Origin of the sequence: Burkholderia sp. Bp9140, assembly GCF_003853425.1 — a bacterium.
Lineage (GTDB): Bacteria > Pseudomonadota > Gammaproteobacteria > Burkholderiales > Burkholderiaceae > Burkholderia.
The window spans coordinates 44650-70128 of the sequence record NZ_QTPQ01000031.1 but is presented as its reverse complement, the minus strand read 5'-3'; the positions used below and the strand labels follow the sequence as shown (position 1 = coordinate 70128).

At 67.7% G+C, this 25479-nt stretch carries 26 protein-coding genes; 18 read left to right on the top strand and 8 right to left on the bottom strand.

All coding sequences use genetic code 11. The annotated features are described in order from the left end of the window. The first annotated feature begins 82 nt into the window (after positions 1-82). From DIE21_RS24740 to rmuC, 4 genes are all read left to right on the top strand, one after another. Positions 83-745, top strand: coding sequence for a lactate utilization protein C (locus DIE21_RS24740; RefSeq protein ID WP_124500172.1), 663 nt, complete (start codon positions 83-85; stop codon positions 743-745). Positions 746-795: 50 nt separating this feature from the next. Beyond that, positions 796-2226 (top strand): sodium:proton antiporter, encoded by a 1431-nt coding sequence (locus tag DIE21_RS24735; protein WP_124500171.1) that lies wholly within the window; start codon positions 796-798, stop codon positions 2224-2226. Positions 2227-2307: 81 nt separating this feature from the next. After that, entirely contained in the window at positions 2308-3297 is a 990-nt protein-coding gene (locus DIE21_RS24730) for a D-glycerate dehydrogenase (RefSeq protein ID WP_124500170.1), read from the top strand. Continuing rightward, entirely contained in the window at positions 3294-4772 is a 1479-nt protein-coding gene (gene rmuC / locus DIE21_RS24725; RefSeq protein WP_124500169.1) for a DNA recombination protein RmuC, read from the top strand. The genes DIE21_RS24730 and rmuC overlap by 4 nt, the downstream gene beginning before the upstream one ends. Before the next feature lie 98 nt (positions 4773-4870). Here the strand turns inward: rmuC and DIE21_RS24720 are convergent, their stop codons facing one another. The 6 genes from DIE21_RS24720 to DIE21_RS24695 form a co-directional block, all read right to left on the bottom strand. Next, a complete protein-coding gene (locus tag DIE21_RS24720) occupies positions 4871-5356 on the bottom strand; it encodes a GNAT family N-acetyltransferase (RefSeq protein WP_124500168.1) in 486 nt (161 codons plus the stop codon). Next, positions 5353-5628, bottom strand: a complete 276-nt coding sequence (locus DIE21_RS24715) for a hypothetical protein (RefSeq protein WP_006476519.1) — start codon at positions 5626-5628, stop codon at positions 5353-5355. The genes DIE21_RS24720 and DIE21_RS24715 overlap by 4 nt, the downstream gene beginning before the upstream one ends. Positions 5629-5665: 37 nt before the next feature. Continuing rightward, on the bottom strand, positions 5666-6961 hold the full coding sequence (gene glp / locus DIE21_RS24710; protein ID WP_124500167.1) for a gephyrin-like molybdotransferase Glp: 1296 nt from the start codon (positions 6959-6961) through the stop codon (positions 5666-5668). A gap of 106 nt (positions 6962-7067) precedes the next feature. Then, complete coding sequence (mobA, locus tag DIE21_RS24705) at positions 7068-7685, bottom strand: molybdenum cofactor guanylyltransferase MobA (protein WP_124500166.1); 618 nt, start codon at positions 7683-7685, stop codon at positions 7068-7070. Between the two features lie 28 nt (positions 7686-7713). Next, a complete protein-coding gene (moaA, locus tag DIE21_RS24700) occupies positions 7714-8826 on the bottom strand; it encodes a GTP 3',8-cyclase MoaA (protein ID WP_124500165.1) in 1113 nt (370 codons plus the stop codon). A gap of 132 nt (positions 8827-8958) precedes the next feature. Beyond that, complete coding sequence (locus DIE21_RS24695; RefSeq protein ID WP_124500164.1) at positions 8959-12105, bottom strand: Rne/Rng family ribonuclease; 3147 nt, start codon at positions 12103-12105, stop codon at positions 8959-8961. A 721-nt stretch (positions 12106-12826) separates the two neighbouring features. Between DIE21_RS24695 and DIE21_RS24685 the strand changes: the two genes are divergently transcribed. Genes DIE21_RS24685 through DIE21_RS24670 form a run of 4 tightly spaced genes read left to right on the top strand, consistent with a single transcriptional unit; the run spans position 12827 to position 15908 of the window. Further along, a complete protein-coding gene (locus DIE21_RS24685; protein WP_124500163.1) occupies positions 12827-13831 on the top strand; it encodes an RluA family pseudouridine synthase in 1005 nt (334 codons plus the stop codon). 5 nt (positions 13832-13836) lie between these two features. Next, a complete protein-coding gene (locus DIE21_RS24680) occupies positions 13837-14496 on the top strand; it encodes an HAD-IA family hydrolase (protein ID WP_124500162.1) in 660 nt (219 codons plus the stop codon). Beyond that, positions 14493-14903, top strand: a complete 411-nt coding sequence (locus tag DIE21_RS24675; RefSeq protein ID WP_124500205.1) for a Rieske 2Fe-2S domain-containing protein — start codon at positions 14493-14495, stop codon at positions 14901-14903. The genes DIE21_RS24680 and DIE21_RS24675 overlap by 4 nt, the downstream gene beginning before the upstream one ends. A 12-nt stretch (positions 14904-14915) precedes the next feature. Then, positions 14916-15908, top strand: coding sequence for a S49 family peptidase (locus DIE21_RS24670; protein ID WP_124500161.1), 993 nt, complete (start codon positions 14916-14918; stop codon positions 15906-15908). A 70-nt stretch (positions 15909-15978) separates the two neighbouring features. On the opposite strand, the gene DIE21_RS24665 is transcribed toward DIE21_RS24670, so the two are convergent. Further along, positions 15979-16701 (bottom strand): SAM-dependent methyltransferase, encoded by a 723-nt coding sequence (locus tag DIE21_RS24665; protein WP_124500160.1) that lies wholly within the window; start codon positions 16699-16701, stop codon positions 15979-15981. Then, a complete protein-coding gene (locus DIE21_RS24660; RefSeq protein WP_124500159.1) occupies positions 16698-17327 on the bottom strand; it encodes a Maf-like protein in 630 nt (209 codons plus the stop codon). Before DIE21_RS24660 ends, DIE21_RS24665 begins: the two co-directional genes overlap by 4 nt. Before the next feature lie 255 nt (positions 17328-17582). Between DIE21_RS24660 and DIE21_RS24655 the strand changes: the two genes are divergently transcribed. From DIE21_RS24655 to rpoE, 10 genes are all read left to right on the top strand, one after another. Then, positions 17583-18218, top strand: coding sequence for a DUF177 domain-containing protein (locus tag DIE21_RS24655; RefSeq protein WP_124500158.1), 636 nt, complete (start codon positions 17583-17585; stop codon positions 18216-18218). A 98-nt stretch (positions 18219-18316) separates the two neighbouring features. Beyond that, entirely contained in the window at positions 18317-18496 is a 180-nt protein-coding gene (gene rpmF, locus DIE21_RS24650) for a 50S ribosomal protein L32 (RefSeq protein ID WP_006051932.1), read from the top strand. Positions 18497-18625: 129 nt separating this feature from the next. Then, positions 18626-19732, top strand: coding sequence for a phosphate acyltransferase PlsX (plsX, locus tag DIE21_RS24645; RefSeq protein WP_124500157.1), 1107 nt, complete (start codon positions 18626-18628; stop codon positions 19730-19732). After that, positions 19733-20722 (top strand): beta-ketoacyl-ACP synthase III, encoded by a 990-nt coding sequence (locus DIE21_RS24640; RefSeq protein ID WP_124500156.1) that lies wholly within the window; start codon positions 19733-19735, stop codon positions 20720-20722. A gap of 85 nt (positions 20723-20807) precedes the next feature. Further along, a complete protein-coding gene (fabD, locus tag DIE21_RS24635) occupies positions 20808-21740 on the top strand; it encodes an ACP S-malonyltransferase (RefSeq protein WP_124500155.1) in 933 nt (310 codons plus the stop codon). Positions 21741-21776: 36 nt separating this feature from the next. Further along, complete coding sequence (fabG, locus tag DIE21_RS24630; RefSeq protein ID WP_006752487.1) at positions 21777-22526, top strand: 3-oxoacyl-ACP reductase FabG; 750 nt, start codon at positions 21777-21779, stop codon at positions 22524-22526. 145 nt (positions 22527-22671) lie between these two features. Beyond that, entirely contained in the window at positions 22672-22911 is a 240-nt protein-coding gene (gene acpP / locus DIE21_RS24625) for an acyl carrier protein (protein ID WP_004197638.1), read from the top strand. A gap of 162 nt (positions 22912-23073) precedes the next feature. After that, on the top strand, positions 23074-24306 hold the full coding sequence (gene fabF, locus DIE21_RS24620; RefSeq protein ID WP_124500154.1) for a beta-ketoacyl-ACP synthase II: 1233 nt from the start codon (positions 23074-23076) through the stop codon (positions 24304-24306). Between the two features lie 12 nt (positions 24307-24318). After that, the gene (locus DIE21_RS24615; RefSeq protein ID WP_124500153.1) at positions 24319-24783 is read left to right on the top strand and encodes a protein YgfX; all 465 of its coding nucleotides are present in this window, start codon (positions 24319-24321) and stop codon (positions 24781-24783) included. Positions 24784-24874: 91 nt separating this feature from the next. Continuing rightward, on the top strand, positions 24875-25474 hold the full coding sequence (rpoE, locus tag DIE21_RS24610; protein ID WP_006752490.1) for an RNA polymerase sigma factor RpoE: 600 nt from the start codon (positions 24875-24877) through the stop codon (positions 25472-25474). Positions 25475-25479: the final 5 nt, after the last annotated feature.

Sequence of the window (25479 nt, the reverse complement as noted above, 5' to 3'; positions counted from 1 at the left end):
CGGCCATCCGGCCAGGTGCGTCGCGGCGAGGGCGGCCGGTATAATCCGACGGTATCGCACGCCAACGTCACGAGGACCGTTCATGGACACTTCCGCTGCCCGTCGCCAGATCCTCGCACGCATTCGCGCGGCGCAAGGACGCGCGCCCGAACCCGATGCAACGGAGCGCGACGGCGTCACCGACTATCTCGCCCGCCATCCCGAGGGGCCGCGCCCGCCGATGCCGGCCGACCTCGTCGCCGCATTCGTCGATGAAGCGGCGCGCCTGTCGACGACGGTCGACGAAGTCGCGACTCTGGCCGATGCGCCCGCCGCCGCTGCCCGCTATCTTTCCGCACACGGCCTGCCGATGCAGGCCGTCGCATGGCGCACGCTGGCCGAGCTCGACTGGGCCGGCGCGGGCCTGTCGGTCGAATGCCGCAAGCCGCGCGACGGCGACCTCGTCGGGCTGACCGGCTGCTTCTGCGCGACCGCCGAAACGGGTTCGCTGGTGCTGCTGTCCAGCCCCGACACCTATGCATCGGCCGGGCTGCTGCCGGAGACGCACATCGCGATCGTGCCGGCGTCGCGGATCGTCGCGGGCCATGAAGACGCATTCGCGCTGATTCGCGCGGAGCGCGGCGAACTGCCGCGCGCGGTCAATTTCGTATCGGGCCCGTCGCGCACGGGCGATATCGAGCAGACCATCGTGCTGGGCGCGCACGGCCCGTACCGCGTTCACGCGATCATCGTGCGCGGCGCATGACGCGCGCCCGATCCATCCTCACTCGACTCACTTGTACAAGGAAGTTCTGCATGAAACGACATGCCGCCTGGGCGGGCATGGCGTCGGGAGCCGCGCTTGGCGCCGTTCCCGCGTTCGCATCGGCCGCCACGCTCGACGGTGCCACGCTGTCCGCACTCTGGGGCATCCCGTTCGCCGGGGTCCTGCTGTCCATCGCGGTGTTTCCGCTCGTCGCACCGGTGTTCTGGCATCACCATTTCGGCAAGATCGCCGCGGCGTGGGCGATCGCGTTCCTGGCCCCGTTCTCGGTCGCGTTCGGCGCGGGCACGGCATTCGGCACGCTCGTGCACGCGCTGCTCGAGGAGTACATCCCGTTCATCGTGCTGCTGACCGCGCTCTATACGGTCGCCGGCGGCATTTGCGTAAACGGCAACCTGCACGGCACGCCGAAGCTGAACACGGCGATCCTCGCGCTCGGCACGCTGCTCGCGAGCGTGATGGGCACGACGGGCGCCGCGATGCTGCTGATCCGCCCGCTGCTGCGCGCGAACGATAACCGCAAGCATGTCGTGCACGTCGTGATCTTCTTCATCTTCCTCGTTGCGAACGCGGGCGGCTCGCTGTCGCCGCTCGGCGATCCGCCGCTGTTCCTCGGTTTCCTGAACGGCGTGAGCTTCTTCTGGACGACCACGCATCTCGCGCTGCCGATGCTGTTCATCTGCGCGGTGCTGCTGGCGCTGTTCTTCGTGCTCGATACGTACTTCTACCGCAAGGGCGGCGAGGAGCGGCCGGCCGCGCTCGACCCGACGCCCGACGATGCCGCGCTGTCGATCGACGGCAAGGTCAACTTCGTGCTGCTCGCGGCCGTGATCGGCCTCGTGCTGATGAGCGGTATCTGGAAACCCGACATCACGTTCGACGTGTGGGGCACGCACGTCGCGCTGCAGAATCTCGTGCGCGACGTCGCGCTCGTCGTCGTGGCGCTCGCATCGCTCGCGCTGACGCCGCGCTCGGCGCGCGAGGGCAACGCGTTCAACTGGGCGCCGATCGAGGAGGTCGCGAAGCTGTTCGCCGGGATCTTCGTGACGATCGCGCCGGTGATCGTGATCCTGCGCGCGGGTTCGGACGGTGCGTTCGCGCAGATCGTCCATCTCGTCACGGGGCCCGACGGCAAGCCGATCGACGCGATGTACTTCTGGGCGACCGGCCTGCTGTCGTCGTTCCTCGACAACGCGCCGACCTACCTCGTGTTCTTCAACCTCGCGGGCGGCGACGCGCAATCGTTGATGACGACGGGTGCGACGACGCTCGCCGCGATTTCCGCAGGGGCGGTGTTCATGGGCGCGAACAGCTACATCGGCAATGCGCCGAACTTCATGGTGAAGGCGATCGCGGAGTCGCGCGGCGTGAAGATGCCGAGCTTCTTCGCGTATCTCGGCTGGGCGTTCGTGGTGCTGGTACCGGTATTCCTGCTGACGTCGTGGATTTTCTTCACGGCTTAGTCTGACGATTTTCAATCAAGCGCGGACGGTTCCGGCGGCGCATGCCGCGCCGTGTTCCGGTCGCGGCATGCGGAGATGGCGATGCAGAAGATCCTGGTCGCACGTCCGATTTTTCCGGACGTGATCGAGCGGCTCGAGCAGTATTTCGAAGTCGACTGGAACAACGGCGACGCGCTCGCCGCCGATGCGCTCGCCGCGCGTCTCGCCGACAAGGACGGCGCGCTGACGGCGGGCGATCCGGTCGGCGCGGCCGCGCTGGCGGCGGCGCCGCGCCTGCGCGTCGTGTCCAACATGGCGGTCGGCTACAACAACTTCGACATGGCCGCGTTCAACGCGGCGAACGTGCTCGGCACCAACACGCCCGACGTGCTGAACGAGTCGACCGCGGATTTCGGCTGGGCGCTGATGATGGCCGCCGCGCGCCGGATCGCGGAATCCGAGCACTGGCTGCGCGCGGGGCACTGGCAGAAGTGGGCGTACGACGGGTTCCTCGGCAGCGACATTTACGGCTCGACGCTCGGCGTCATCGGAATGGGGCGCATCGGCCAGGCGCTTGCACGCCGCGCGCGCGGCTTCGGGATGCAGGTGATCTATCACAACCGGTCGCGGGTTGCCCCCGAGATCGAGGCCGAGCTGAACGCCGAATACGTATCGAAGGACGCGTTGCTGGCGCGCGCCGATCACGTCGTGCTCGTGCTGCCGTACACGAAGGAGAACCATCACACGATCGGCGCTGCCGAGCTCGCGAAGATGAAGCCGACCGCGACGCTGACCAACATCGCGCGTGGCGGCATCGTCGACGACGCGGCGCTGGCCGCCGCGCTGCGTGCCGGGACGATCGCCGCGGCCGGCCTCGACGTGTACGAAGGCGAGCCGAGCGTCCATCCGGCGCTGCTCGAGGTGCCGAACGTCGTGCTGACGCCGCACATCGCGAGCGCGACCGAGAAGACGCGCCGCGCGATGGCGGACCTCGCGGCCGACAACCTGATCGCCGCGCTGGGCGAAGGGCCGCGCGCAGGGCAGCCGCCGAACCCGATCAACCCTGACGTGATCGGGAAGCCGCGCGCATGACGACGATGTTGTTGCTGGCGGCGGTTGTCTTGCTGGCCGTCGCGCTTGCGGTGGCGGTCGTCGCGATCGTGCGCGGCGGCGGCCGCCACGACGATGCGGCTGTGCTCGGCGACCAGATCGAGGACGCCGCGCACGCACAGGCGCTCGCGGTCGAGCGGCTCGAACGCGAGCTGCGCGGCGAGATCGTCGAGAACGCGCGCGGCTCGCGCACCGAGCTGGCCGGCAGTTTCTCGCAGCTGCAGCAGACGCTCGCGACGCAGCTGACGAGCATCGCGACCGTGCAGAACAACCAGATCGAAGGTTTCGCGCAACAGCTCGGCAAGCTCGTCGCCGGCAACGCGCAGCAGTTCGACGCGATGCGCGAGAGCGCCCAGCGCCAGGCGCAGCAGGCGCGCGAAGAGCAGACGGTCGCGCTGCGGCTGTTCGGCGACACGCTGAACCGGCAGCTCACGCAACTGACCGAGGCCAACGATCGCCGGATCGGCGAAGTGCGTGCGACGCTCGAGCAGCGGCTGAAGGAAATCGAGACGAACAACGCGGCGAAGCTCGAAGAGATGCGCCGCACCGTCGACGAGAAGCTGCATGCGACGCTCGAGCAGCGGCTCGGCGAATCATTCAAGCTCGTGTCGGACCGGCTCGAGCAGGTGCACCGCGGGCTCGGCGAGATGCAGACGCTCGCGGCCGGCGTCGGCGACCTGAAGAAGGTGCTGACCAACGTGAAGACGCGCGGCACCTGGGGCGAGGTGCAGCTCGAGGCATTGCTCGAGCAGATGCTCACGCCCGACCAGTACGCGAAGAACGTCGCGACGGTGCCGAAGAGCGGCGAACGCGTCGAGTTCGCGATCCGGCTGCCGGGGCGCGACGCCGGCACGCGCGACGCGCCGCCGGTGTGGCTGCCGATCGACGCGAAATTTCCGCGCGAGGACTACGAGCGCCTGATCGACGCGCAGGAACGCGCCGATTCGGTGGCGGTCGAGGAAGCGGCCCGTGCGCTGGAAGCGCGCGTGCGGATGGAGGCGAGGACGATCGCCGAGAAGTACGTCGCGCCGCCGCATACGACCGATTTCGCGCTGCTGTTCCTGCCGACCGAGGGGCTCTATGCGGAGATCCTGCGTCGCCCGGGGCTGACCGACCAGCTGCAGCGCGACTATCGCGTGACGGTGGCGGGGCCGACCACGCTGACCGCATTGCTGAACAGCCTGCAGATGGGTTTCCGCACGCTCGCGATCGAGCAGCGCTCGAGCGAAGTGTGGCAGGTTCTCGGTGCGGTGAAGACCGAGTTCGGCAAGTTCGGCGATGTGCTCGCGCGCACGAAGGCGCAGCTCGAAACGGTCACGCGCTCGATCGAGGCGGCCGAGCAGCGCACCCGCGTGATGAACCGCAAGCTGAAGCAGGTCGAGGCGCTGCCGGGCGATACGGCGGCCGGGCTGCTCGGCGCGGAAGGTGCGGACGGCGCCGATGCGGATGATGTATGACGCATGACGGGTGCAGGTGCAACCGCTGGAACGAAAAACGGGCGCCGCGGCGCCCGTTTTCTTTTAAGGCAGCGACGACCGGCGGGGCCGGCACGCGTTCAGCGTGCGGCGAGCGTGTCCAGCGCGTCGCCGGTTACGCGCACGATGCGCCAGTCCGGCAGCACGGTCGCGCCCATCTTCTCGTAGAAGTCGATCGCCGGCTGGTTCCAGTCGAGCACCGACCATTCGAAGCGTCCGCAGCGGCGCTCGACGGCGAGTGCCGCGAGCTGCCGCAGCATCGCGGTGCCGAGGCCCGTGCCGCGCTGCAACGGTTGCACGTACAGATCCTCGAGATACAGGCCGCGACGGCCGAGGAACGTCGAATAGTTGTGGAAGAACAGCGCATACGCGACGATCGCGCCGTCGCGCTCGGCCACCAGCGCTTCGGCGGCGGGACGTTCGCCGAACAGCGCGTCGGCGAGATCGGCGTCGCTCGCGACGAACAGGTGCGTGAGCTTCTCGAACTCGGCCAGCTCGCGCATCAGCGCGAGGATCGCGCCGACATCGCGCGCTTCGGCCGCGCGGATCAGCGGCGTGCCGCTCACGCTTCCTCCGGCGGATCGGACAGCACGATCTCGATGCCGCCGAAGCGCGACGCGACCCAGTTGTATGCGTGGCAGGCGATCCACAGCAGCACGAAACCGAGGATCGCGTTCAGCAGCAGCGCGCTCAGGATCGTGCTCAGCTCGACCATCCCGTAACGGATGTACGCGACCAGGATGCCGAGCAGCACGATCGGCACGCTGAACGTCAGGTAGACGAGGATCAGCGCCTTCGCGGTCTGTCCCGCGGCGATCGACGAGATTTGTTTCTTCATGTGCGGATTGCCCCCGTAGAGATATACCGATTGGAATTCAGATCAGGCCGTCAAGCGGCAGGATGTCGACCGGGGCGCCCGCGCCGACTGCCGCGGAATCGTGGCCCAGGACGATGAAACAGTTGGCGGCCGCGAGACCGCTCAGCGAGGCGGAGCTCTGCGAACCGGCCGGTGCGACGTGCCACTGGCCGTCGGCGGCGCGCGTCGCGACGGCGCGCAGGTATTCAGTGCGGCCCGGACGCTTTTTCAATGCCTGCGTGCTGAGCGCCGTGTACGTCGCCGGCGGCGACGTGTGTGCGCCGGCCAGCGTCAGCAGCGCGGGGCGCACGATCGCGTAGAACGTTACGGCGGATGCGACCGGATTGCCGGGCAGCCCGAAGAACAGCACGTGGCCGGCGGCGTCGCCCGCGCGCGCGAGCGTGCCGCACGCGAGCGGCCGGCCGGGCCGCAGCGCGAGGCTTGCGAAGGTCACGTCGCCGAGCCGCGCCATCACGTCGCGCGTGAAATCGGCTTCGCCGACCGACACGCCGCCCGACGTGATCACCGCGTCGGCCTGCGCGGCGACGGCATCGCGCAGCGCGCGTTCGAGCGCGGCCGGGTCGTCGCGGACGATCCCGAGATCGAGGGCGTCGATGTGCAGCCGTTCGAGCATCGCGATCAGCATCCCGCGATTGCTGTCGTACAGCGTGCCGCGGTCGAGCGGCTCGCCGGGTTCGCGCAGTTCGTCTCCGGTCGAGAACACGGCGACGCGCACGCGGCGGCGCACCGTGACTTCGCGCAACCCGAACGAGGCGAGCAGGCCGAGGTCGGACGGGCGCAGGATCCGGCCAGCGGCGAGCGCGCACGCGCCACGCGCGAGATCCTCGCCGGCCCGGCGGCAGTTCGCGCCGCGCGCGACATCGTGCGCGGGGAAGCGGATGACGCCGCCGTCGACGCGCACGCGTTCCTGCGGAATGACCGTGTCGCATCCGGACGGCATCGGCGCGCCGGTCATGATGCGGATGCACGCGCCGGGCGCCACCGCGCCATCGAACGGATGGCCGGCGAACGCCGTGCCGGCGACCGTCAGCGTGATGTCGGCGGCCGCTGCAGGCGCGCCTGCGCTGCCGTCGAACGCATAGCCATCCATCGCCGAGTTGTCGTACGCGGGAATGTCGAAGGGCGCGTTCACGTCGACCGCAAGCACGCGGTCGAGTGCGTCATGCAGCGATACCGTGTCGCACGCGTCGACCGGCACCACGAACCGGCATGCGAGCGCCTGCGCGTCGGCGAGCGACAGCGGGGCAGCGGAATCGGGTGCGGTTCGGGAGGCGGGCGAGGATTGCGTGGTCATCAGTCGGACTGCGCCGCAAGGCGTTTCGGGTTCGTGGCCGGTGGCGCGCCGGAGGGCGCCTGAGCGCGAAGGCGCATGCGGCGGGCGGGAACGGAGGCCGGTGCCGTCAGCGGCGGGCCAGCGCGGCGAGTTCCTGCCGGGAATTGGCATTGTAAAACGCACGCTCGTCGCGAAACTCGACTTCGACCGTCTTGTGGCGTGCGTACCACGCACGGACTTTGCGTTCGCCGGCCGCGAGTCCTGCGGCGAGATCGTCTGCAAGCGACGTGCGCAGCAGCGCGAAAGTCGGCTGCGGCGAACGCGTGTGCCGCGCGTCGACGGTTACCGCCATCGCAATGTCGGCCTGTTGCGCGTCGAGCGCCGCGTGCAGCCGCGCGACGAGGTCGGCCGGCAAATAGGGCGTATCGCACGGCGCGCACGCGACGAGCGGCGCGCGCGCTGCCCGCATGCCGGCGAGCAGGCCCGCGAGCGGGCCGGGGAAATCGGGTGTTTCGTCCGGCACGATGCGCGCGTCGAACGGCGCACCGAGCTCGGCGTAGCGATCGGCATTGCGATTCGCGCTGATCAGCGTCTCGTCGACCTGCGGCGAGAGCCGGCGCAGCACGTGCAGCGCGAGCGGCGTACCGTCGAGCAGCTGCAGGCCCTTGTCGGCGCCGCCCATGCGTGTGGCACGGCCGCCTGCGAGCAGCAGGCCGGCGATGGAGGGCGAGGCGGAAGCGGACATCGCGGGAAGTCGGGGCGGGCGGCGCGCGTCAGCCGCCGATGTACGACATTTCGACGCGCTTGCCGGCTCCGTCGGGCGCGGTATCGGCGGCCGCGCTGCCGCGCAGCTGCGAATAGCGGTCGGTGCGGGCCTGCCAGATCCGGGCGATCGCGGTCGCGATCTCGGCGTCGCTGGCGCCGCCGCGCACCAGGGCGCGCAGGTCATGACCCGTCGACGCGAACAGGCACAGATACAGCTTGCCTTCGGTCGACAGCCGCGCGCGCGTGCAGTCGCCGCAGAATGCCTGCGTGACGCTCGAGATCACGCCGATCTCGCCGCTGCCGTCCGCGTAGCCCCAGCGCTGCGCGGTTTCCGCCGCGGTGTGCGGGTCGAGCGGCACGAGCGGGAACTGCTCGGCGATCCGAGCGACGACGTCCGCGGACGGCAGCACCTCGGCCATGTTCCAGCCGTTCGACGTGCCGACGTCCATGTATTCGATGAAGCGCAGGATCACGCCCGTGCCGCGGAAGCGCTCGGCCATCGGCAGGATCTCGCCGTCGTTGGTGCCGCGCTTCACGACCATGTTGACCTTGACCGGCGCGAGGCCGGCGGCCTGCGCGGCGAAGATGCCGTCGAGCACGTCGGCGCTCGCGAAGTCGGCGTCGTTCATGCGCTTGAACAGCGTGTCGTCGAGCGCGTCGAGACTGACCGTCACGCGCGTGAGGCCGGCGTCCTTCAGCGCGCGCGCCTTGCGCGCGAGCAGCGAGCCGTTGGTGGTCAGCGTCAGGTCGAGCGGGCGGCCGTCGTGGGTCGTCAGGCGCGCGAGGCGCTCGATCAGGAATTCGAGGTTCTTGCGCAGCAGCGGCTCGCCGCCCGTGATCCGGATCTTTTCGACGCCGTGTGCGACGAACAGCCGCGCCACGCGCTCGATCTCTTCGTGCGTGAGCAGGGCGCTGTGCGGCAGGAACGGGTAGTCCTTGTCGAACACGTCCCGCGGCATGCAGTACACGCAGCGGAAGTTGCAGCGGTCCGTCACCGAGATACGCAGGTCGCGCAGCGGCCTGGCGAACGTGTCGGCCAGGGCGCCGTCAGGAGTGTGCGCGACGCCGGAGATATCCGGCATCCCGCTGACGTCGGCGAGAGGAATGATGCGTCGGGACATGTTGAAAGAAGTGCGAGCCAGGCCTCTATTTTAGCCGCAAGCGGCCGGCCGGGCCGGTGGGCGGAAACCCGCAGCGCGGAAATGAAAAAGCCCGCACGGAGGCGGGCTTTTCCTGGTCGGGCGATGCGCCGCTTAATGGTGCGACGTTTCGACCTGCTGCATCGGGGTCGTGTCGACCGGCGGCAGCGCCTTGCGCTCGCGCGGCACGCGGGCCGCACGCGGCAGGTGCGACGCGGCTTCCTGGGCAGCGCGGAACTTGTCGGCATCGGTGTTCACCCACACGAGACCGGCCTGTTCCAGCACGACATCGAGGCTCGCCGAAGCGGGCGCAGCGGCCGGTTGCACGGGCGCCGGAGCCGGCGCGGCAACGGCTTCGACCGGTGCAGCTTCGACGTGAGCCGGTGCGACGGCTGCCGGCGCAGCTTCGGCAGCGACGACCGGTGCCGGCGCGGCTTGCTCGACGGGCGCGGACTGCGGCGCTTCGACGGCAGCCGGCGCGGCCGGCACTTCGAACGCATCGGTCGGCGAAACCGCGACCGGAGCCGGGCCGGCGTCCGGAGCAGCGACCGGCGCGACCGGTGCCGATTCGGCTGCCAGGGCGACCGGGGCGGGCTCGATCGGCGCGACCGGCGTCGCTTCGACACGAACCGGTGCCGGTTGCGGCTCGACCGCGGCCGGCGCGACTGCTTCGGCACGCTGTTCGACTACGGCCTCGGCAACCACGGCGCCCGCTGCGGCGACGGCTGCCACGGCGGCTGGTGCGGCCGTATGGGCCGGCTCGACCGCGCTCGGGGCTTCCGTCGTCACGGCCTGCACGGCGGCTTCGCCGTCCGCGCCTTGCTCGGCGTGGTCGATGACTGCGCCTTCGTCCTCGCGCTCGCGACGACCGCCACGGCGGCCGCGGCGGCGGCGGCGACGTTCCTCGCCGTCACGTGCGCCGGCTTCCGCGTCGGCTGCGATATCGGCGCCCGGCAGGGCGACGGCTGCGGCCTGGTCGGCTTCCGCTTCCGGATGGTTCTCGCCACGGGTGACGGTCTCGAGCGTAGCCGCGTGTTGCGTCGGCTTGCGGCGCTCGCCGCGCTCGCGACGTTCGCCGCGTTCCTGGCGCTCGCCGCGGCCGGCTGCCTCGACGGCTTCCGGCTGCTCGGTGCGCTCGCGCGGTTCGCGGTTCTCGCGCGGTTCACGGCTTTCGCGCGGTTCGCGGGGTTCGCGACCTTCGCGCGGGCCACGGCCCTCACGACCTTCGCGGCCTTCACGGCTTTCGCGCGGCTCGCGACCCTCACGCAGTTCGCGACCCTCGCGCGGTTCACGCGGCTCGCGAGCTTCCTTGCCTTCGCGTTCCTGGCGTTGCGACTGGCCGCGGACTGCCGCTGCCTGGTCGCCGCGACCGCCCTGAGCCTGCTGGGCGCCGCCACGGCGGTTGCGGTTGCGATCGCCGCCGCGTTCGCCGCGCTGCTCGGACTTCTCGGTGCGCTCGCCGCGCGCCGGACGGGCAGCCTGCTCCTTCGCCGGTGCCGGAGCAACCGGCGCGGGTGCCGGAGCCGGCGACATGCCGAACAGACCCTTCAGCCAGCCGATGAAGCCGCCGCTTGCCGCGGCGACCGGGGCGGGCGCCGCAACCGGCTCGGCCGGACGCTGCGGTGCGGGGCTCGGGGCCGGACGCTCGGGCGTAATGCCCTTGACGGCCGCTTCCTGCTTCGGCTTCACGTCGGCTGCGCGCTTGCTGTAGCCGGTTTCCGACTCCAGTTCGCGGGCGGCTTCCTCGGCCATCTTCCAGGACGCACGCGGATCGTCGAGGCGCGCGTCGTCGTGGCGCAGGCGCTCGAGCTTGTAGTGCGGCGTATCGAGGTGCTTGTTCGGGATCAGCACGATGCCGACCTTGAAGCGCGACTCGATCTTGTTGATTTCCTGACGCTTTTCGTTGAGCAGGAAGGCGGTCACCTCGACCGGCACCTGGCAGTGGATCGCCGCGGTGTTTTCCTTCATCGCTTCTTCCTGAATGATCCGCAGGACCTGCAGCGCGGACGATTCGGTATCGCGGATGTGGCCGGTGCCGTTACAGCGCGGGCACGTCACGTGGCTGCCTTCCGACAGGGCCGGGCGCAGGCGCTGGCGCGACAGTTCCATCAGGCCGAAGCGCGAGATCTTGCCCATCTGCACGCGCGCACGGTCGTGCTTGAGCGCGTCCTTCAGGCGCTGCTCGACTTCGCGCTGGCTCTTGGCCGACTCCATGTCGATGAAGTCGATCACGATCAGGCCGCCGAGGTCGCGCAGGCGCAGCTGGCGGGCCACTTCGTCCGCCGCTTCGAGGTTCGTGCGGGTCGCCGTTTCCTCGATGTCCGCGCCCTTGGTCGCACGCGCCGAGTTCACGTCGATCGCGACGAGCGCTTCGGTGTGGTCGATCACGATCGCGCCGCCCGACGGCAGCGGCACCGTGCGCGAGTATGCGGTCTCGATCTGGTGCTCGATCTGGAAGCGGGAGAAGAGCGGCACGTCGTCGTGGTAGCGCTTCACCTTCGACACGTTGTCCGGCATCACGATGTCCATGAACGCACGGGCCTGATCATAGATCTCGGTCGTGTCGATCAGGATTTCGCCGATATCGGGCTGGAAATAGTCCCGGATCGCGCGGATCACGAGGCTCGATTCCAGATAGATCAGCATCGGCTGGCCGGCATTGCCGCTTTGCGACGCCGCTTCGATCGCGCGCCACAGCTGCAGCAGGTAGTTCAGGTCCCACTGCAGTTCCTCGGCGCTGCGGCCGATGCCCGCGGTGCGGGCGATCATGCTCATGCCGTCCGGAATCTGCAGCTGCGCCATGGTTTCGCGCAGTTCCTGGCGCTCGTCGCCTTCGATCCGGCGCGACACACCGCCGCCGCGCGGGTTGTTCGGCATCAGCACGAGGTAGCGGCCGGCGAGCGAGATGAAGGTCGTGAGGGCGGCGCCCTTGTTGCCGCGCTCTTCCTTCTCGACCTGGACGATCAGCTCCTGGCCTTCGCGCAGGGCATCCTGGATGCGCGCGGAGCGCATGTCGATGCCTTCCTTGAAGTACTGGCGGGCGACTTCCTTGAACGGCAGGAAGCCGTGGCGGTCTTCGCCGTAGTTGACGAAGCACGCTTCGAGCGACGGCTCGATGCGGGTGATGACACCTTTGTAGATATTGCCTTTGCGCTGTTCGCGCCCGGCTGTCTCGATGTCGATGTCGATGAGCTTTTGTCCATCGACGATGGCGACGCGCAGCTCCTCCTGCTGCGTCGCATTGAACAGCATGCGTTTCATGAACGACTCCAGGCGGCTCCGCTGCCGGCGCCTCGCGGTTGTCAGTCGCGAGGGCGGGAACGACGGCAGGCCGCACCTTGTTGTGTTGTCACAAGCACGCTGGAGCGGGAAGGATGGCGGGGAGAATTGCCTGAAGAGGCGCTTGGGCCCGAAAGACGGGGCCGGCGGCCGTTGGGCACCTGCGAATACGGTTTCAAAGCACGGCGTTCACACACCGCACGCTGCACAAGCGCGCTAAGCCTGAGTCCGGGCATTGCCACGGGCGCGCGCAATGCGTCGCGCGCGCCGACGGGCGGCAGATGCTGCGGCTTGGGCCGCAGCGGGGAGTATCGAATCCAGCCCGACTTTCCCGCTTGGGGTGTACTTCCCTGGTTTGACGTCGCCAAGCCCCGCACCTTCGCGGGGCCAAATCGGGCGCAACGCCGTAATTTTCGCAACCGGCAGCCTGCGGACGCACTTCGCGCCGCCGGGCTGCCGATCAAATTCTTTTCAACCAACTTTCCGTTACCGCGGCGCCTTGCCGACCGAATCCGCCTGTGGGCGCGATCCTTGCCGACGGGCGGCGCCGTGCGTGCAACTTGCTGCATCTCTTTGATTAGGGGCGAGCAGCGGACCCCCGGCGCAAGTAAAATAGCAGTTTGCGCTTGCGCCTTGCCCGATTCAGCCGGGGCCGGCCTGTCAGGCCACCCTCAACGTCAGGCTGGGCAAAATTATATTCAGTATGAATGAGTTAGGCAAAATATCCCAGAATTCGGTCGCGAGCGGCCAGGTATCGATGATCCAGATCGACGAAAACTCGGCCGGTCAGCGGATCGACAATTTCCTGTTGCGCGTCTGTAAAGGCGTGCCCAAAAGCCATATTTACCGGATCCTGCGCAGCGGCGAAGTGCGCGTCAACAAGGGTCGGGTCGACGCCCAGTACCGCCTCGCGTTCGGCGACGTCGTCCGCGTGCCGCCCGTGCGGGTGGCGGCGGCCGACCTCGCGCGCGCCGACACGCCGATCGTGCCGCCCGCGCAGTTCGAGGTGCTGTACGAAGACGACGCGATGCTCGTCATCAACAAGCCGGCCGGCGTCGCGGTGCACGGCGGCAGCGGCGTCGCGTTCGGCGTGATCGAGCAGATGCGCCAGGCGCGTCCGCGCGCGAAATTCCTCGAACTCGTGCACCGGCTCGACCGCGAGACGTCCGGGATCCTGATGCTCGCGAAGAAGCGCACGGCGCTCGTCGGCCTGCACGAGCAGATCCGCGAAAACCGGATGGACAAGCGCTACTTCGCGTGCGGACACGGCGAATGGCAGCCCGACTGGGGCCGCCGCCGCGCGGTGAAGGCGCCGCTGTTCAAGTATTCGACCCCGGAAGGGGAGCGGCGGGTGCGCGTGCAGGACGACGGCCTGCCGTCGCACACGGTGTTCAACCTGATCGAGCGCTGGCCGGACTACGCGCTGGTCGAAGCGGAACTCAAAACGGGTCGAACCCATCAGATCCGTGTGCACCTCGCGCATCTCGGCCTGCCGATCGCCGGCGACGCCAAGTACGGCGATTTCGCACTGAACAAGGCGCTGGCGCGCGCGAATGCGCAGCCGTCGCTGAAACGGATGTTCCTGCATGCACACCGGCTGACGCTCGCGCACCCGCTGACCGGCGAGGCGCTGCAGTTCGACGCGCCGCTGCCGGACGAATGCCGGCGCTTCCTCGATCAACTCAGCGCTCTGCGCGATACCGCCTGACTCGCATGGCCCGACAGCAATTTGATCTGATCGTCTTCGACTGGGACGGCACGCTGATGGATTCGACTGCGCACATCGCGCACAGCATCCAGGCCGCTTGCCGCGATCTCGGCCTGCCCACGCCGTCGGACGAGGCGTCCCGCTACGTGATCGGCCTCGGACTGCGCGATGCGCTGCAGATTACCGCTCCGACCCTCGATCCGGCCGACTATCCGCGGCTCGCCGAGCGTTACCGCTATCACTACCTGCTGGACGATCAGCGCATCGAGCTGTTCGCCGGCGTGCGCGAACTGCTCGCGGAATTGCGCGATACGGGATATTTGCTCGCGGTCGCGACCGGCAAGGGCCGGGTCGGGCTGAACCGCGTGCTCGACCAGTCGAAGCTGACGAGCGTGTTCGATGCGACGCGCTGCGCGGACGAGACGTTCTCGAAGCCGCATCCGGCGATGCTGCACGAACTGTCCCGCGAATTGGGGCAGGATCTTGCGCGCACCGTGATGATCGGCGACACCACGCACGACCTGCAGATGGCCGCGAGCGCAGGGGCGGCCGGCATCGGCGTCTCGTACGGCGCGCATACGGCCGACGCGCTGGCCGCGCTGACGCCGCGCTTCGTCGCGCCGGACGTCGTCGCGCTGGCGGCATGGCTGCGGGAGCACGCGTGAGCGCGGCGCAGGAAGCCGTGCGCGTGTGCGCATCGGACGCGCTGGCCGACGGCGGCGCCGGCGTGCGCGTCGACGCGACGCTGCGCGGCGAGCAGGCGGTCGTGTTCTTCGTGCGCTACGACGGCCGTGCGTACGGCTACCTGAACCGCTGCGCGCACGTGCCGATGGAGCTCGACTGGGCCGAAGGGCAGTTCTTCGAGTCGTCGGGCCTGTACCTGATGTGCGCGACGCACGGCGCGATCTACGCGCCGGATACCGGCAAGTGCGTCGGCGGCCCGTGCCGCGGCGGCCGCCTGCGGCCGGTGGAGGTCGACGAGCGCGACACGCCGGACGGGCGTGCGGTATTCTGGGTGCCCGATGCCGACCTGCGTCCCGCCGCTCCGACCCCTCCCGCCACGACCGACTGACGACACCACTGCATGGCCGACCAACCGAATAGCCCTGATTCCGCGTCCCGTCCCGACAGCCGCGAGCCGAACTGGGAGCGCGCGGCGCTCGAGCGGATCGCGCTCGCCGCCGTCAAGGAGCAGCGCGCCGCGCGTCGCTGGAAGATCTTCTTCCGCTTCGCGTTCCTCGGCGTGTTCGTGCTGCTCGCGTTCGCGCTGATCGATTTTTCGAGCGACTCGAAGTTCTCGTCGAGCGGGCGCCACACGGCGCTCGTGACGATCGACGGCGAGATCGCGGCGGGCACCAATGCGAACGCCGACGACATCAACACGGCGCTCGATGCCGCGTTCGATGACGACGGCACGGCCGGCGTCGTGCTGCGGATCAACAGCCCGGGCGGCAGTCCGGTGCAGGCCGGGATGGTCTATGACGAGATCCGTCGGCTGCGCACGAAGTATCCGGGCAAGCCGTTGTACGTCGTCGTGACCGACATGTGCGCATCGGGCGGTTATTACATTGCGTCCGCCGCCGACAAGATCTTCGTCGACAAGGCGAGCATCGTCGGCTCGATTGGCGTGCTGATGGACGGGTTCGGCTTCACGGGCCTGATGGGCAAGCTCGGCGTCGATCGCCGCCTGCACACGTCGGGTGAAAACAAGGGCTTCTACGATCCGTTCTCGCCCGAGACGTCGAAGATGGACGCCCACGCACAGGCGCTGCTCGACCAGGTCCATGCGCAGTTCATCAAGGCCGTGAAGGATGGCCGCGGCAAGCGCCTGCACGAAACGCCCGACATGTTCTCGGGCCTGTTCTGGACGGGCGAGAAGAGCGTCGAGCTCGGGCTTGCCGACGGCTACGGCACGACCGACACGGTCGCGCGCGACGTGCTGAAGGCGCCGGATCTCGTCGACTACACGGTGAAGGAAAGCCTGACCAACCGCGTCGCGCGCAAGTTCGGCGCGGCGGTAGGCGGAGCGGCGATGAAGGCGCTCACCGCGGGCGGCACGTCGTTCAGCCTGCGCTGAGCGGCGGCCGGCCGCCGCCGCGGCGAACCGGGCGGGCGCCCCGTGCCGAGAAGCGGCTGCGGTGCGCCCCTCAGTTCGCGAGCAGCAGGAAGATGGCCGGGCGCTTGTGCAGATTCGGCGCAGGCGCCTTTTTCCAGTCCGCCACCGAGCGGCTGGCGATCGTCTCGGTCTCGAGGGTCAGGTCGGCCGCGACGCAGATCTGCGTCGACGGCGCACAGGTCGCGACGAGCGTGTCGAGCATCGCGTGGTTCCGGTACGGCGTCTCGATGAAGATCTGCGTCTGGCGCGCCTTGCGCGACAGTTGCTCGAGTTCGCGCAGGCGCTTCGCGCGTGCGGCCGCATCGACCGGCAGGTAGCCGTTGAACGCGAAGCTCTGGCCATTCAGGCCCGACGCCATCAGCGCGAGCAGGATCGAACTCGGCCCGACGAGCGGCACGACCTTCACGCCGCGCTCGTGCGCGCGGCGGACCAGCAGCGCGCCGGGATCGGCAACGGCGGGGCAGCCGGCCTCGGACACGAGCCCCGCATCCGCACCCGCCAGCACCGGCGCCAGCAGCCGGTCGATCTCGCCGGCTGGCGTGTTGACGTTCAGTTCGCGGATCTCGATTTCCTGGATCGGTCGCGTCGTGCCGATCTTCTTCAGGAACGCGCGGGTCGTTTTCGCGTTTTCGCCGATGTAATAGCCGAGCGTGCCGGCGCGAGCCTGCACGGCCGCAGGCAGTACGGCGGCGAGCATCGATTCGTCGCCCTCTCCGAGGGTGTTCGGGACGAGATAGAGCGTTCCGGCCGTCATGCGCGGTCTCCTTGGCTGGCGAAGAGTGGATAGCCCGCGGTGCGCAGCATCCGCGTGAGCGCGATCAGCGGCAGGCCGACGAGCGCCGTCGGGTCGTCGGAGTCGATCGCGTCGAGCAGCGCGATGCCGAGTCCTTCGGACTTCGCGCTGCCGGCGACGTCGTACGGCGTCTCCGCGCGCAGGTACGCATCGAGTTCGGCTTCGGGCAGTGAACGGAAGCGCACGTGGGTGACGACGTCCTCGCTCTGGGTTTCACCCGTGCGGCTGTCGTACAGGCTGAGCGCACTGTGGAACTCGACGTCGCGCCCCTGCATCGACAGGAGCTGCGCGAGCGCACGCTCGTGCGTACCGGGCTTGCCGATCTGGCGGCCGTCGAACGTCGCGACCTGGTCCGACCCGATCACGAGCACGCCGTCCGGCGCGTCGATCGTCGCGGCGACCGCGCGCGCCTTCGCGCCGGCGAGGCGCAGCGCGGTCGCGGCAGGTGTTTCGCCCGCGAGCGGGGTTTCGTCGAGCTCGGGTGACACGACGTCGAACGGCAGGCCGAGGCGCTCGAGGAGCGTGCGGCGGTAGCGGGAACTGGAGGCAAGAATCAGCCGCGGCGGGCGGCGAACGGTATCCGGCATGGTCGGTTGGGTCGGTGAGTCGTCGGGTGTAACGCGGTGTCGCGAGGGCGCAAGCATAAGTGATTGACCGAAAAAGGTAAAACAGGTATGCTTTCCCGCTTTTCGTCGGCAGGCTTTCACTGTGGTGGCGCCTGCCGGGTCTTCGGAAGTAAAGTACGTCATCGTACGCGGCGTAGATCGCGTACGTGAGCGGCGCCAAATGAGCGGCGCCAGCAAGCCGGATCCCGCAAGTCAGCCTGTAGGCAGGAGCGCAACATGAACACTTCTTCTGGCAAGCCTGCGGCATCGCTTGATCCGCACGCAGTCGACCTGTTCGAATTCGCCCGCAGCGGGCGGCAGGCAGCGGGTGCGGTGCGCCTGTCGCAACTGCCGCGCATGCTGAACGAAGTGCCGGCGGACGCGCCAGATCGCGACACGGTCATAACGTGGCAGGCCGAAGGGTTCACCCAGAAGGAGTTGCAGGACGACGGCGCCGATGGGCAGCAGCCGTATCTGCGCCTCGCGGTGCACGGCCATGCGTGGCTCACGTGCCAGCGCTGCATGACCCCGTACGACCAGGCGTTTGGCGTCGACATGACGTACCGGGTCGTCGCGACCGAAGAAGAGGCTGAGGAATTTCCGCTCGACGACGATGAAGCCGATGTGATCGTGGGCTCGCGCCAGTTCGATCTCGTCGACTTGATCGAAGAGGAATTGCTGCTTTCGTTGCCGCTCGTGCCCAAGCACGAGGTTTGCCCGGCAGTTCACGAAAGCCTCGTGTCGGGTGCGAGCGGTCCTTCGGAAGACGCGGACGATGAGTCCGTCGAAGACGAGGACGAAGGCAAACGGCCGAATCCGTTCGCGGCGCTGGAAGCGCTGAAGAAGGACGGGGACGGCAACAAGAAACACTAAGCAGTTGTGGCGCGGGAAGGCGTAAGGGCTTTGGGCCAGGGTAGTTAAGCGCCGGATCGGGCTGTGTTAGAATCCGAAAAATTATTTAGGAGTTAGTCATGGCAGTCCAGCAAAACAAGAAGTCGCCGTCGAAGCGCGGCATGCATCGTTCGCACGATTTCCTGACGGCAGCGCCGCTGGCAGTCGAGCCGAGCACGGGTGAAGTGCACCTGCGTCACCACGTCAGCCCGAACGGCTACTATCGCGGCAAGAAAGTCGTCAAGACGAAGAACGACTAAGCGTCAAGTCACGCGTTGCGCGCTACGATCGCCGTTCGCGTGACAACTGGTTCGCTTGACACTTTCCTGGCTCAACAAAAAGGCGGCATTCAACTGCCGCTTTTTTGTGCCTGAAATTCGTCGCATTCCATGACCGTAAAGCTCACAATCGATTGCATGGGAGGCGACCACGGCCCGTCCGTGACCGTTCCCGCGGCAGTCAAGTTCGTCCGCGCGCATCCCGATGCGCACCTGATGCTCGTCGGCATCGAAAGCGCGATCCGCGCCCAGCTGAAAAAGCTGAAAGCACTCGACGATCCCGCGCTGACCATCGTGCCCGCCACCGAAGTCGTGGCGATGGACGACCCTGTCGAAGTGGCGCTGCGCAAGAAGAAGGATTCTTCGATGCGTGTCGCGCTCAATCACGTCAAGGAGGGCGCGGCCCAGGCCTGTATCTCCGCCGGCAACACCGGCGCGCTGATGGCCGTTTCCCGTTATGTGCTCAAGACGCTGCCCGGCATCGAGCGGCCTGCGATCGCGTTCGCGCTGCCGAATCCGACCGGCTACACGATGATGCTGGACCTCGGCGCGAACGTCGACTGCGAGCCGCAGCACCTGCTGCAGTTCGCGGAAATGGGGCACGCGCTCGTCGCCGCGCTCGAAGGCAAGGAGCGCCCGACGATCGGCCTGCTGAACATCGGCGAAGAGGTCATCAAGGGCAACGAGACGATCAAGCGCGCAGGTGAACTGCTGCGCGCCAGCACGCTGAATTTCCGCGGCAACGTCGAAGGCAACGACATCTACAAGGGTACGGTCGACGTGATCGTCTGCGACGGCTTCGTCGGCAACGTCGCGCTGAAGACGTCCGAAGGGCTCGCGCAGATGCTGTCCGACATCATCCGCGAGGAGTTTGGCCGTTCGCTGATGTCGAAGCTGATGGCGCTGCTCGCGCTGCCGGTGCTGATGCGCTTCAAGAAGCGCGTCGACCATCGCCAGTACAACGGCGCGGCGCTGCTGGGGCTGAAGAGCCTCGTGATCAAAAGCCACGGTTCGGCCGATGCCTACGCGTTTGAGTGGGCGATCAAACGCGGGTATGATGCCGTCAAAAACGGCGTGCTGGAGCGCCTCACGCGCGCGATGGCGGACAATTCGGTATCGCTCGGCGATGGCGAACACGACGCGGGCGGCGCGGGCCGGACGAGCCCGGCCGCAGGCCATCACGCCGAACCTTCCGCTGCGCAATCCTCTAAAGCATAAATGGCCCAATCGACTCTCTATTCCCGCGTGCTCGGCACGGGCAGCTACCTGCCGCCCGACCGCGTCACGAACCAGCAGCTCGCCGATCGTCTCGCGAAGGAAGGCATCGAGACGAGCGATGAGTGGATCGTTGCGCGCACGGGCATCCATGCGCGCCATTTCGCCGCACCAGACGTCACGACGAGCGATCTCGCGCTCGAAGCGGCGCGTCGTGCGATCGAGGCGGCCGACATCGATCCGCAGTCGATCGACCTGATCATCGTCGCGACTTCGACCCCTGATTTCGTGTTCCCCAGCACGGCGTGCCTGCTGCAGAACAAGCTCGGCATCAAGAACGGCGGCGCGGCATTCGACGTGCAGGCCGTGTGCTCGGGCTTTGCCTATGCGATGGCGACGGCCGACAGCTTCATCCGCAGCGGCCAGCACCGTACGGCGCTCGTCATCGGCGCGGAGACGTTCTCGCGCATTCTCGACTTCAAGGACCGCACGACCTGCGTGCTGTTCGGCGACGGCGCGGGCGCGGTGATCCTGTCCGCGTCGGACGAGCCGGGCGTGCTCGGCAGCGCACTGCACGCGGACGGCAGCTATTCGAACATCCTCTGCACGCCGGGCAACGTCAATCGCGGCGTGATCGACGGCAGCGCGTTCCTGTACATGGACGGGCAGGCCGTGTTCAAGCTCGCGGTCAACGTGCTCGAAAAGGTCGCGATCGAGGCGCTCGCCAAGGCGAATCTCGCACCCGAGCAGGTCGACTGGCTGATTCCGCACCAGGCCAACATCCGCATCATGACCAGCACCTGCCGCAAGCTCGGCCTGCCGCAGGAGCGCATGGTCGTGACGGTCGACCAGCACGGCAATACGTCGGCGGCATCGATCCCGCTGGCGCTCGACGTCGCAGTGCGCGACGGCCGCATCCAGCGCGGCCAGCACGTGCTGATCGAAGGCGTCGGCGGCGGCTTCACCTGGGGCGCGTCGGTCTTCCGCTTCTGATCCGCGGCGCGCGAGCGCTGCACGCGGATCCCGAACCGGCGCGCCGTTCGCGCGCGCCGTCCGAATCGATTCAATTGGGGACGATATGAAATTTGCATTCGTTTTTCCGGGGCAGGGCTCGCAGTCGGTCGGCATGCTCATTGCATTCGCCGACCTGGCCGTCGTGCGCGAGACGCTCCAGGAAGCATCCGATGCACTCAATCAGGATCTCGGCAAGCTGATCGCCGAAGGTCCGGCCGACGAGCTGAATCTGACCACCAACACGCAGCCCGTGATGCTGACGGCCGCCTACGCGTGCTATCGCGCATGGCAGCAGGCCGGCGGCCCGGCGCCGTCGATCGTCGCGGGCCACAGCCTCGGCGAATACTCGGCGCTCGTCGCTGCGGGCGCGATCGCGTTCAAGGACGCAGTGCCGCTCGTGCGCTTCCGCGCGCAGGCGATGCAGACCGCCGTGCCAGTCGGCCAGGGCGGCATGGCCGCGATCCTGGGTCTCGACGACGACACGGTGCGCGCGGTGTGTGCCGAAGCCGCGGAAGCGGGCGTAGTCGAGGCGGTGAACTTCAACGCGCCGGCGCAGGTCGTGATCGCGGGCGCGAAGGCGGCCGTCGAGAAGGCATGCGAGATCGCGAAGGCGAAGGGCGCGAAGCGCGCGCTGCCGCTGCCGGTATCGGCGCCGTTCCATTCGTCGCTGCTCAAGCCGGCGTCGGACCAGTTGCGCGACTATCTCGCGAACGTCGACGTGAAGGCGCCGCAGATTCCGGTCGTCAACAACATCGACGTCGCGGTGGTCAGCGATCCGGCCGCGATCAAGGATGCGCTGGTGCGCCAGGCCGCAGGCCCGGTGCGCTGGGTCGAATGCGTGCAGCACATCGCGGGCACGGGCGTCACGCACGTGATCGAATGCGGTCCGGGCAAGGTGCTGGCAGGCCTGACGAAGCGCATCGACGGCAACCTGGTCGGCGCATCGGTGTTCGATCCGGCTTCGCTCGACGAAGCACTGAAGCTGGTGACCGCCTGACGCGGCGCCTTTCCTCAAGAGACGGATATTCGATTCATGGAAAAGACTCTCGATAAACAGGTCGCGATCGTGACCGGCGCTTCGCGCGGCATCGGCCGGGCGATCGCGCTCGAACTCGCGCGCCTGGGCGCGACGGTGATCGGCACGGCGACGAGCGAATCGGGCGCCGCCGCGATTACCGCCGGGTTCGCGGAAGCGGGCGTGACGGGCCGCGGCGCGGTGCTGAACGTCAACGACGCGGCGGCTGCCGAAGCGCTGATCGACGCGACCGTGAAGGAATTCGGCGCGCTCCACGTGCTCGTCAACAACGCCGGGATCACGCAGGACCAGCTCGCGATGCGGATGAAGGACGAGGACTGGGATGCGGTGATCGACACCAACCTGAAGTCGGTGTTCCGCCTGTCGCGTGCGGTGCTGCGCCCGATGATGAAGGCCCGCGGCGGCCGCATCATCAACATCACGTCGGTGGTCGGCTCGGCCGGCAACCCGGGCCAGGCCAACTACGCGGCCGCGAAGGCCGGCGTCGCGGGCATGACCCGTGCGCTCGCACGCGAGATCGGCAGCCGCGGCATCACGGTGAACTGCGTCGCGCCGGGCTTCATCGACACCGACATGACGAAGACGCTGCCGGAAGAACAGCAGGCCGCGCTCAAGACCCAGATTCCGCTCGGCCGCCTCGGCAGCCCGGAAGACATCGCCCATGCCGTCGCGTTCCTCGCCTCGCCGCAGGCCGGCTACATCACCGGCACGACGCTGCATGTGAACGGCGGCATGTACATGTCGTAAGGATTTTCGTTTAACATCCGCGCCGTATCCCGTTTTTCAGGCGGATCGGCGCTTGATCGGCCATCAAGCCAACGCGCGTTTTTGCCGGCAGCAAACCTGATAAAATGCGCGCACTTGTAAATCTGAACTTTCCCTCGGAGGGGTAATGGATAACATCGAACAACGTGTCAAGAAGATCGTCGCTGAACAACTGGGCGTCGCTGAAGCCGAGATCAAGAACGAAGCATCGTTCGTGAACGACCTGGGCGCGGATTCGCTCGACACGGTCGAACTGGTGATGGCGCTCGAAGACGAGTTCGGCATGGAAATCCCGGACGAAGAAGCAGAGAAGATCACGACCGTTCAGCAAGCGATCGACTACGCTCGCGCAAACGTCAAGGCGTAAGCGCCTTTCGCGCTTGTCCGCCACGTCGCCGCGATCTTCGCGATTGACGCACCATCCTGCCGGCATTCGCGCCGGACGGACTAACAGCCACAGGGCTCGCAGGGCTGATTCCTGTGGCCACTGTGGCTTTTGTTTTTGTCATCCAATGGAAAAGAGGTTACCGTGAGCCGCCGTCGTGTTGTCGTTACAGGCCTGGGGCTGATTTCGCCCGTTGGCAATAATGTTGCCGACGGCTGGGCCAATCTCGTCGCCGGCAAGTCCGGCATCGCCACCGTCACGAAGTTCGATCCGTCGAACCTCGCCGTGCATTTCGCGGGCGAGGTGAAGGGTTTCAGCGCCGAGGAATACATTCCCGCGAAGGAAGCCCGCAACATGGATACGTTCATCCATTACGGCATCGCAGCCGGCGTCCAGGCAATCCGGGACAGCGGCCTCGAAGTGAACGAAGCCAATGCGGAACGCATCGGCGTGCTGGTCGGCTCCGGCATCGGCGGCCTGCCGATGATCGAAGACACGCACCAGACCTACGTCGATCGCGGCGCACGCCGGATTTCGCCGTTCTTCGTGCCGGGTTCGATCATCAACATGATCTCGGGTCACCTGAGCATCATGTTCGGCCTGAAGGGCCCGAACCTCGCGGCCGTGACGGCCTGCACGACCGGTCTGCACAGCATCGGCCTCGCGGCACGCCTGATCCAGGCCGGCGATGCCGACGTGATGGTCGCGGGCGGCGCCGAATCGACGGTGTCGCCGCTGGGCATCGGCGGCTTCGCGGCCGCGCGTGCGCTGTCGACCCGCAACGACGATCCGGCTACCGCATCCCGTCCGTGGGACAAGGACCGCGACGGCTTCGTGCTGGGCGAGGGTTCAGGCGTGATGGTGCTCGAGGAGTACGAGGCGGCCAAGGCGCGCGGCGCGAAGATCTATGCGGAAGTCTCGGGCTTCGGCATGACGGGCGATGCGTACCATATGACCGCGCCGAACATGGACGGTCCGCGCCGCTGCATGGTTGCGGCACTGCGCGACGCCGGCGTGAATGCGGACGAGGTCCAGTACCTGAACGCGCACGGCACGTCGACGCCGCTCGGCGACAAGAACGAGTCCGAAGCGGTGAAGGCGGCATTCGGCGAGCACGCGTACAAGCTCGTCGTGAACTCGACGAAGTCGATGACGGGTCACCTGCTGGGTGGCGCGGGCGGCCTCGAGTCGGTGTTCACGGTGCTGGCGCTGCACAACAACGTGTCGCCGCCGACCATCAACATCTTCAACCAGGATCCTGAGTGCGATCTCGATTACTGCGCGAACACCGCGCGTGACATGAAGATCGACGTGGCCGTGAAGAACAACTTCGGCTTCGGCGGTACCAACGGCACGCTGGTGTTCAAGCGCGTCTGACGCTGAAATCGCTTGACGAGTCCATTCGATGCTCCGGCCGGGCGTCCGCAGCGCTTTGCGTTGCGGGCCTCGGCCGTGTCGTATGTCGTGCTGGCCGTGTTCGTTGCGGCGGCTGCCGCGTCCGCGTACCTGTTCTGGGCGCCGCGGGCCGGTGCCGCCGCCGGCGCGTGCGGGTCCGCGGCGACGGCCGCACTGCTTGCGGTGTGTGCCGCACGCACCTGTGCCCGTCGGCTGCCGGCCGAGCTGCGGATCGATGCATTCGGGGAGATTGCGGCGTTTGGCCGCACCGGGCGCCTGCTGGCCCGGGGCCGCGTGACCGGCCATGCACACTGGAGCAGCCTGCTGCTCGTGCTGTCGGTCGGGCAGGGCGCCCGGCGTGCCCGGCCGCTGCTGATTCCGGCCGATGCGCTCGATGCCGCGTCGTTCAGCGCGCTGTCCGTGCTGGCGCGTACCGCGGGCACGGCGGGGCGGGCATGACGGCGGTGCGGTTACCGACCGTAACCAGCGGCGGGCGCCGGAACGCTACAATAACGTTCCGCGTTGCATCCCTAGTTAACGGATTTGTCAGGTGAGTGAAAAAGAAATCGATCAGGCTCTGGTCGAGCGCGTACAGAAAGGCGACAAGGCAGCGTTCGAACTCCTGGTCTCCAAATACCACCGCAAGATCATTCGGCTGATCTCGCGCCTCGTGCGCGATCCCGCCGAGGTCGAGGATGTGGCCCAGGACGCGTTCATCAAGGCGTATCGTGCACTGCCGCAATTTCGCGGCGAGTCGGCGTTCTACACGTGGTTGTACCGGATTGCCGTCAATACGGCGAAGAACTACCTTGCGACGCAGGGCCGCCGGGCACCGACCTCCACCGAGGCCGATGCCGAGGAAGCGGAAACTTTCTCCGACGCAGACCAACTAAGGGATATCAACACGCCTGAGTCGATGTTGATGAGCAAGCAGATTGCCGAGACGGTCAACGCTGCAATGGCCGTCCTGCCCGAAGAACTGCGCCAGGCGATTACGCTGCGCGAGATCGAGGGACTGAGCTACGAAGAGATCGCGGAAATGATGGATTGTCCGATCGGGACGGTCCGGTCGCGGATCTTCCGGGCGCGCGAGGCAATCGCTGCGAAATTGCGTCCGCTGCTCGATACGCCCGAAGGCAAGCGCTGGTAAGCGCG